At 66.6% G+C, this 7,897-nt stretch carries 9 protein-coding genes and 1 pseudogene; 7 read left to right on the forward strand and 3 right to left on the reverse strand.

Annotated elements, in window-relative coordinates:
• Positions 1-709: pseudogene (locus JOZ79_RS12190) on the reverse strand (ammonia channel protein); the annotation flags it as partial.
• A gap of 64 nt (positions 710-773) precedes the next feature.
• Positions 774-1,955 (reverse strand): M48 family metalloprotease, encoded by a 1,182-nt coding sequence (locus JOZ79_RS12195; RefSeq protein ID WP_294074532.1) that lies wholly within the window; start codon positions 1,953-1,955, stop codon positions 774-776.
• Between the two features lie 54 nt (positions 1,956-2,009).
• Here JOZ79_RS12195 and JOZ79_RS12200 point away from each other — a divergent pair, with 54 nt between their 5' ends.
• The 6 genes from JOZ79_RS12200 (at position 2,010) to JOZ79_RS14155 (ending at position 5,923) form a co-directional block, all read left to right on the forward strand.
• A complete protein-coding gene (locus JOZ79_RS12200) occupies positions 2,010-3,083 on the forward strand; it encodes an ATP-dependent DNA ligase (protein WP_294074534.1) in 1,074 nt (357 codons plus the stop codon).
• Positions 3,080-3,664 carry an alpha-ketoglutarate-dependent dioxygenase AlkB gene (locus JOZ79_RS12205; RefSeq protein ID WP_294074537.1) on the forward strand — a complete coding sequence of 195 codons (585 nt, stop codon included), beginning with the start codon at positions 3,080-3,082 and terminating at the stop codon, positions 3,662-3,664. Before JOZ79_RS12200 ends, JOZ79_RS12205 begins: the two co-directional genes overlap by 4 nt.
• Positions 3,665-3,764: 100 nt before the next feature.
• Positions 3,765-4,043 carry a hypothetical protein gene (locus JOZ79_RS12210; RefSeq protein WP_294074540.1) on the forward strand — a complete coding sequence of 93 codons (279 nt, stop codon included), beginning with the start codon at positions 3,765-3,767 and terminating at the stop codon, positions 4,041-4,043.
• Positions 4,030-5,265, forward strand: coding sequence for a divalent metal cation transporter (locus tag JOZ79_RS12215; protein WP_294074542.1), 1,236 nt, complete (start codon positions 4,030-4,032; stop codon positions 5,263-5,265). The genes JOZ79_RS12210 and JOZ79_RS12215 overlap by 14 nt, the downstream gene beginning before the upstream one ends.
• Entirely contained in the window at positions 5,262-5,615 is a 354-nt protein-coding gene (locus JOZ79_RS12220; protein ID WP_294074545.1) for a hypothetical protein, read from the forward strand. Before JOZ79_RS12215 ends, JOZ79_RS12220 begins: the two co-directional genes overlap by 4 nt.
• Complete coding sequence (locus tag JOZ79_RS14155; RefSeq protein WP_366514818.1) at positions 5,612-5,923, forward strand: PRC-barrel domain-containing protein; 312 nt, start codon at positions 5,612-5,614, stop codon at positions 5,921-5,923. Before JOZ79_RS12220 ends, JOZ79_RS14155 begins: the two co-directional genes overlap by 4 nt.
• Here the strand turns inward: JOZ79_RS14155 and JOZ79_RS12225 are convergent.
• Positions 5,862-6,743: an arginase family protein gene (locus tag JOZ79_RS12225; RefSeq protein WP_294074548.1), complete on the reverse strand. Its 882-nt coding sequence runs from the start codon at positions 6,741-6,743 to the stop codon at positions 5,862-5,864. The genes JOZ79_RS14155 and JOZ79_RS12225 overlap by 62 nt on opposite strands.
• A gap of 41 nt (positions 6,744-6,784) precedes the next feature.
• On the opposite strand from JOZ79_RS12225, the gene hutI reads away from it, so the two are divergent.
• The coding region (hutI, locus tag JOZ79_RS12230; protein WP_294074549.1) for an imidazolonepropionase at positions 6,785-7,897 on the forward strand (1,113 nt) is incomplete at its 3' end.

The raw sequence follows: 7,897 nt of genomic DNA on the forward strand, positions 1-7,897 counted from the left end.
CGGCCAGTCCGTTGGCTTCGAGCGCCGATCCCGCGTTGAACCCGAACCACCCGACCCACAGCAGCCCGGCGCCAACCATCGTGAGTGCCAGCGAGTGCGGCGGCATTGGCTCCTTCAAATGGCCGACCCGCGGGCCGGCGAAGAAAACGCCGACCAGTCCCGCGATGCCCGAATTGATGTGCACGACGGTGCCGCCGGCGAAATCGATTGCGCCAAGCCTGAACAGGAATCCGTCGTTCGCCCACACCATATGCGCGAGGGGCGCGTAGACGATCGTCAACCACAGCAGAGCGAAAGCCATGATCGCAGCAAACCGGACGCGCTCGACCAGCGCCCCGATCACCAGGGCTCCGGTGATCGCTGCAAAGCTCATCTGGAAGGCGGCGAACAGCAATTCCGGGATTGCCTTGTCCTCGCCGCCGACCGCCCAGGCCGACGATCCGTCCAGGCCGGCCAGCCCCGCTTTGGCGAAACTGCCGACCAGTCCGTTACCGGCGCTGAACGCCAGGCTATAGTCCCACAGCACCCATGTCAGGATTGCGACCGCGGTGACGCCGAGCACCTGGCTCAAGACCGACAGCAGGTTCTTGGCCCTGACGAGGCCGCCATAGAACAGCGCGAGCCCAGGCAGCAGCATCAGCATCACCAGTGCCGTCGACATCAGCATCCAGGCCGTGTCGCCGCTGTCGATGGTGAGCCTGCCCGCCATGCCGCCTCCCGCTTGCTGCGGCGCACAAGCTAGCGGCCTTCCGGCAACGGGCCATGTGAAAGGTTCACGAAGTTGGCGACGTCACCGTCGATGCCAGATGCGTCGCCTTCCACTTCATCGCATTGCGGATGCGGGCTTCAACGGACGGATGGTCGTAGAAAATGATTTCCTCGAGCTTGCCCGGCCGCGGATACCGGTATTCGGCCGTTTTGACGAGCGATGTCGACAGAGCGTCCGGGCGGTTCTCGGTCCGCAAGGAATACATGTCGGCCTGCATTTCGAGAGTGCGGCTGAACGTGTTGAGCAGCGGCAGGCCGACCAGTTGAAGCCCCGCCATCAGGAACATCAGGATCGGGATGCCGCGCGCGTCCTCGATGCGCGCGTCGCTTCCGAATGCTCGGACGACTCGGCGGAACAGGCGCTGGGCGAACCAGAAAGCAAGGATTGCGAGCACCGAAAAGAACAGCAGCCCCCACCAGCTGTGCTTGAGCACATAATGGCCGATCTCGTGTCCGGTGACGGCACGCACCTCGTCGAGCGACGCGCTCTTCAGGGCCACGTCCGAGATCGCCACGCGAGCGGTGCTGCCGACGCCGCCGGCATTGGCCGTGAAATTGTTCGACTGCCGCGACCCGTTGTACATATAAATCTTGTCCGGAGGGATGCCGGCTCGCCCAGCCATCTCCACCACCGCGTCGCGGACGGGACCCGGCGGCACCGGCTCATACCTGTTGAACAAGGGCTCGACGAGCACTGGCGAAAGCAGGAACAGGAAGGCGAGCGCGACTGCTGTGAGGCCGCCAGACCAGATCCACCAGCGCCGTCCCGTGCGCCGTATCAGCCAATAGAGCGCCATCATGAACAGGGCGCCCGCGACCGATCCGATTGCGGTCGACAGCGCCAGTTGCCCGACGAAGTCACCTAGCGGCTGCCTGGTCCGGCCATAGCTGGTCTCGCGGAACCAGTTTTCATACAGCGTCCAGGGCAGGGTCAGGACTGCCGCAAGCAGGAAATAGACGAGGCTGACCACGAAGGCGCGCCAATTGCGCCCGCGCTCGCGATAATTGGGATCAAGGCCGTCGAGCAGCCGGGAGCGTACGATCACGAGCGTGACGACCGCCGCCACGACGAGATCCCAAAGCAGCATCCAGTGGCTGCCGACGGTATACCGATGCGCCTTTTCCAGCGCTGCGGGCCCAAGCGCGTCGATATATTGCGCCGTTGCCGCTAGCGGATCGAATGCCATGCTTCGCCGTTCCCCCTTCGGACCGCGAGCGTAACATCCTGTCACGCCGGGGCAATGCCCGTCTGGCGGGAACGAGTGCCCGGCGCGGGCGATTGTCCCGGGATGGTCAAGGCATCTTCACCCCCGCCGCCCATGGAGGCGCTGCTCGCCGCCGAGCTGCCCGAGGGCGTCGGCTGGCAATATGAGCCCAAATGGGATGGTTTCCGCTGCCTTGCCCAGAGGAGCGGCAACGACGTCACTTTGACTTCGAAGTCCGGAAAGCCGCTTGCGCGCTATTTTCCTGAGGTGGCCGCGATGTTGCGGTCGGCCGTCGCGACTGACTTCCTGCTCGATGGCGAGCTGATCATTCCCGTCGGCGATGCGCTGTCGTTCGACGCGCTGCAGCTGCGGCTTCATCCGGCGGAGAGCCGCATCCGCAAGCTGTCCGGCGAAACTCCCGCCCAGTTCATGGCATTCGACCTGATCGCATCCGACGGCAAGTCGCTGCTTGGCGAGACGCTCGCCGAACGCCGCTCGGCACTGCAGGAATGGTTCGTGACCAACGCCGTTGCCGGCCTCCTGCTGTCGCCTGCCACCCGCAGCCGCGATCAGGCGCTCGACTGGCTCGGCCGCAGCGGCGGCGCACTCGATGGCGTTATCGCCAAGCGGCTCGACCAGGACTATCGCGCCGGCGAGCGGGCGATGATCAAGGTCAAGCAGCAGCGCACGGCCGACTGCGTGGTCGGGGGCTTTCGCTACGCAAGCAAACAGCGGGAGGTCGGCTCGCTGCTGCTCGGCCTCTATGACGATGCCGGCCTCCTCAACCACGTTGGCTTCACCTCGGCGATCCCGGCGGACGAGCGGCCGGCGCTGACGAAGCGGGTCGAGGCGCTGATCCAGAAGCCCGGCTTTACCGGCAGTGCTCCGGGGGGACCGAGCCGCTGGAACAATGAGCGCTCCATGGCGTGGGAACCGCTGAAGCCCGAGCTCGTCGTCGAGGTCCGCTACGACCAGGTCACCGGCCGCCGCTTCCGCCACGGCACAGGCTTCCTGCGCTGGCGGCCCGACAAGGACCCAAGCCAGTGCACCTTTCAACAGCTCGCGCCCGAGCTTCGCCCGTCGGAGCTCGAGCAGCTGTTCGGGACATGACGACCGACCTGTTCGACGCGGCGGTGGTCCCCGGCCTTGTCTATCGCGCGGACGTCGTCAGCGCGGTCGAGCACGACGCGCTTGTCGCCCGTCTCGACGCGATGGACCTCGACCCGTTCCGCTTCCACGGCTGGGTCGGCAACCGCAGGACGCGGACCTTCGGCTGGCGCTATGACTTCGATGACGCGAGCTTCGCGCCTACCGACCCGATCCCCGACTGGCTTCTTCCGCTTCGCATCCGGGCGGCTGCGCTCGCTAGCGTCAGCGCCGAGGAGTTCGCGCATGTCCTGCTCGCCCGCTACGATCCCGGGGCGGGCATCGGATGGCACCGCGACCGGCCGCAATTCGAGCATGTCGTCGGCTTCTCGCTGGCCTCTCCCGCGACGATGCGCTTCCGCCAGCGGACGCCATCCGGCTTTCGCCGCGCGAATGCCCACCTGGAGCCGCGGTCCGCCTATCTCCTTTCGGGCGAGGTGCGCCACGACTGGGAGCACAGCATCGTTCCCGGTGACGCGCTGCGCTTTTCGGTCACCTTCCGCACCCTCTCGGCGAAGGGCCGCAGGCTCGCAGCGGCAACCTGACGGAACGCTCCGGTTGCGGAACGGTTGTCGCGGCGTGCGTCGCTTGCTGCTGTTCCTCCTCCTATTGTGCAGCGCCTGTTCGAAAGGGCCGCAGGCGGATTTGCCCGCGATCGGCGAAGCGCGCTCGCTCGCCGCGGAATGGGCGCTCATCAACCAGCAGGCGGCCGAGCGGAAGCTGACCAGCACCTATGTCGATACGATGCACGCGCAAATCCGGCAGCAGCTCCAGGAAGCGGCGACGTCCCTCACTGAGCCCAGGTTCGCTTACGGCTCGGAGATCGAGGCACTCCTCAAGGAGCCGGACGACGCACCGCCGCAGCAGCTGAGCCGTCATGCCGACGCTCTCAAGCAGATCGAGGACGAGCTTGAATCCGCTTGAGCTGACACTTGGGATCATGACCGCGGTCGGCGGCTTCGTCGACATCAGCGAGCTCGTATTCGCGGCCAAGGCCGGCTCGACCTTCGGCTATGCGCTGATCTGGGTGTTCGCCTTCTCGACCATCGGAATCATCGTCTACAGCGAAATGTGCGGGCGGGTTGCGGCCGTCGCCAAGCAGCCGGTGTTCAACCTCATCCGCCATCGCCTCGGCCTCAAGCTCGGCCTTATCACGCTGTTCGCTTCGCTGGTCAGCACCTTGATCACCTGCGCTGCGGAAATCGGCGGCCTCGGCCTCATCCTGAACTACCTGACTGGTGCGCCATATATGTTGATGGCAATCGTCAGCACGCTGGCCCTCGGCGCATCGATGTGGGTGCTGCCCTTCAAGGGGATCGAACGGGCTTACGGCTTGCTCGGATTGCTGATGCTTGTCTTCGTCGTGGCGCTCGTCGTCGGTCACCCGCCCTGGGCAAAGGTGGCCGCGGGCTTCGTGCCGCAGGTTCCGGCCGGGCTCAGCCGCAAGGAACTGCTCGACTACGCCTATTTCGGCGTCGCGATCGTCAGCGCCGTGATGTTTCCCTACGAGGCTTATTTCTATTCCTCCGGCGGAATCGAGGAGGGATGGAGCGTCAAGGACCTGTCGACCAATCGCGTGACTGCGATCGTCGGCATGTCCCTGGGCTCGCTGCTTGCGATCACGCTTCTCGCCAATTCGGCGCTGATCTTCGGCCCGGCCAATGTCGGTCCGGAAATTCCGGGGACTGCGGCGCTGGAGGCAGCGATCCCGCTCGGCCGGATCGGCCTGCTCGTCGCACTGTTCGGGATGCTGTTCGCAGTCGCCGGGGCGGCGATCGAAACCTGCATGTCCAACGCTTACTCGATCGCCCAGTTCTTCGGCTGGCAGTGGGGCCGCCGCGAAAAGCCATGGGATGCGCCCCGCTTCACCGTCGCCTGGATTGCGCTGCTGCTCCTGGCGCTGTTGCTGGTGTTGACGGACATCAGCCCGATGACGCTGGTCGATCTCGCGATCCTGTTTTCACTGCTCGTGCTTCCGTTGACCTACCTGCCGCTGATGCTCCTCGCGGGCGACAAAAGCTACATGGGCCAATATGCGAACAAGTGGCTCGCGAAGACCCTCGGCTGGTTCTACTTCGCAGTGGTGACGCTCTCCGCGATTGCCGCGATCCCGCTCTATCTCATGACATCGGGTGGGCAGGGATGAAGCCCGACGGCCCGCTGAAGCTCGTCAGCCAGCTCATCGACCTGCCGCTCATCGACAAGGACGGCTGCTGCTGCGGAATCGTCGACGACATCGAGTTCACTGGCGCCGCCGGGCGCGAGGCAAAGGTCGCGGCCTTGCTCGTCGGCCCCGGCGCGTATCAGGGGCGGGTGCCGGGATGGGCCTTCTGGTTGATCCGCAAGGCCGTCGGCGATCGAATCGCCCGCGTTCCGTTTGACGCGGTGGAGGCGATCGGCGCCACGGTCCGCCTCAATCGCTCGGCCGAGGACCTGAAACTCTGGATTGCCGAGGATCGCGTCCGTCGCTGGATCCCGCGCAGGGGCGCCCTGTGATCGAACTTTGCGATCTCTGGCGCGCGCGTGTCCGCACGCTCGATGGCAAGCGGCTCGGCCGCGTCCATGACGTCCATGTCGACAATGGCCGGATCGTCGCCCTTGCGTGCGGGCCCGGCAGCCTGATCGAGCGGCTGACGGCCAAGGCCCACGGCCACCGGATCCCTTGGGAATGCGTGCGGCGGATCTCCGGCGGCGACATTTTGGTCACGACCGAGCCCCCTGAGCGAAAGGGGACGAAGCCTGCTAGCGCATCTCATAGCCGGCGAGGCACTCGGCGACCCAGCGGGCCGCGGTCAGCGCGCTGAGGTCGCTCGGGTCGAGTGGCGGGTCCCACTCGACAAGGTCGATGACCCGCACGCGCGAGTCCGACGCCAGCCGGCGCACCGCCGCGAAGAAATCCTCCACCGCCATTCCGCCGGCGCGCGCGCCTGGCGCCGCCGGAAACTGCGAGCGGTCGATGACGTCGATATCGCAGTCGATCACGAGCGCATCGCAATGCGATACATGATCGAGAGCGCGCTCGATCGCATGGTCGATCCCGTCGCGCCGCACGTCTCCGATCGTCAGGACCAGATTGCCCGCCTCGAGGGCATCCTCGTGCATCGCCCGGCTGTTGGCGAAGGCGGCCAGGCCCACTTGCGCGATGTTCGCGCCCGGCAGGCCATCGACGAGCAGAGCCCGCACCGGATTGCCGTTCGCAAGGCCTTCATCGAGGTCACGCATGTCGAAATGCGCATCGAGCGTGATCAGGCCGGCGCCTTCCAGGCTCTCGTCAAGCGCAAGCAAGGCCGGCCGAGTCACCGCATTGTTGCCGCCGACCAGCAGGGTCAGCGCGTGCGCTTCGGCGCTCGCGGCCACGGCGTCGCGGATGCAGGGCGTCGCATCCTCGATCGACAGCCCGGCAATGGCGACGTCGCCCCGGTCGGCGATCTCGGTCGCAAGCTCCCGCCCCGTCTCGACATCGTAGCGCCCGATCCGCCGAAGCGTCTCGCGAAGCCGCCGGGGCGCTTGGTCGCAGGCGCCGGGAGTCACGGATCCCGCGGCAAGCGGAACGCCCAGCAGTCCGACTGCCGCGCTTCGCTCCGCGGACACGATGAGATCGGAAAGGTTCGGCCAGCTGCCCACCTTTTGACGCTACACCGCCGCGCCCCTAAAGCCCAACCCGCATGTGGGACCGGCTGCTCGTCGACTGCAACATCGCGACGCTGCAACCCGCGCCGGGCAACCCGCTCGGCATCGTCGAAAATGGCGCGATCGGAATCTCGGACGGCAAGGTCGTCCGCGTCGGCAAGCGCACCGAGCTCGCCGGCTTTCGCGCGCAGCGGGTCGACGCCTTGGGCGGCGCCTGGGTCACGCCCGGCCTGGTCGACTGCCACACCCATCTCATCTTCGGCGGGACTCGCGCCGACGAGCATGCGATGCGCCGGGCTGGCGCGACCTACGAGGAGATCGCGAAGGCCGGCGGCGGGATCGCCTCGACCGTCGCCAGGACCGCCGCGGCCTCCGACGACGACCTCCTCGACCAGAGCCGCCGCCGACTGCACGCATTGATGGCCGGCGGCTGCACGACGGTCGAGGTGAAGTCCGGCTACGGACTCGATCGCAAGAGTGAGCTCCGGCTGCTAAGGCTGGCCGGCCAGCTCGGCACGGGCGAGGCGGTGCGGATCGTGCCGACCTTGCTCGCACTCCACGCGCTTCCCGCCGACCAGCGCGACCGCCGCGCCCATTATATCGGCGAGATCGTCGACAAGCTGATCCCCGAGGCCGCGAAGCAGGGGATTGCGACCAGCGTCGACGCCTTCTGCGACACGATCGCCTTCACGCCCGACGAGATCGAGCGGCTGTTCAAGGCCGCTTCTCGCCACGGCCTTCGCGTCCGGCTCCATGCGGAGCAACTGTCGAACCAGAAGGGCGCCGCGCTCGCCGCCGAATATCGTGCGCTCTCCGCCGACCATCTCGAGCATCTGGACGAAGCCGGCGCCAGGGCGATGGCCGCGGCGGGCACTGTCGCCGTTCTGCTTCCGGGAGCCTTCTACGCGCTTCAGGAAGAGCGGAAGCCGCCCATCGCCCTGCTTCGCAAGCACAAGGTGCCGATGGCCGTCGCGACGGACTGCAATCCCGGCACCTCTCCTCTGCTGTCGCCGACGATTGCGATCAACATGGCCTGCACATTGTTCGGCCTGACCCCCGAGGAAGCGCTCGCCGGCATGACGATCAACGCCGCCCGCGCCCTCGGCCTTGCCCACAGTATCGGCAGCATCGCTCCCGCCAAGGAAGCC

The sequence above is a fragment of the Sphingomonas sp. genome (assembly GCF_019242355.1).
In the GTDB taxonomy this organism is placed as follows: Bacteria; Pseudomonadota; Alphaproteobacteria; order Sphingomonadales; family Sphingomonadaceae; genus Sphingomicrobium.

Excerpts from the sequence above, each read along its gene's own strand:
- JOZ79_RS12195 (WP_294074532.1), bottom strand. The coding sequence starts at position 1,955 with ATGGCATTCGATCCGCTAGCGGCAACGGCGCAATATATCGACGCGCTT.
- JOZ79_RS12200 (WP_294074534.1), top strand. The coding sequence starts at position 2,010 with ATGCCCGTCTGGCGGGAACGAGTGCCCGGCGCGGGCGATTGTCCCGGG.
- JOZ79_RS12205 (WP_294074537.1), top strand. The coding sequence starts at position 3,080 with ATGACGACCGACCTGTTCGACGCGGCGGTGGTCCCCGGCCTTGTCTAT.
- JOZ79_RS12220 (WP_294074545.1), top strand. The coding sequence starts at position 5,262 with ATGAAGCCCGACGGCCCGCTGAAGCTCGTCAGCCAGCTCATCGACCTG.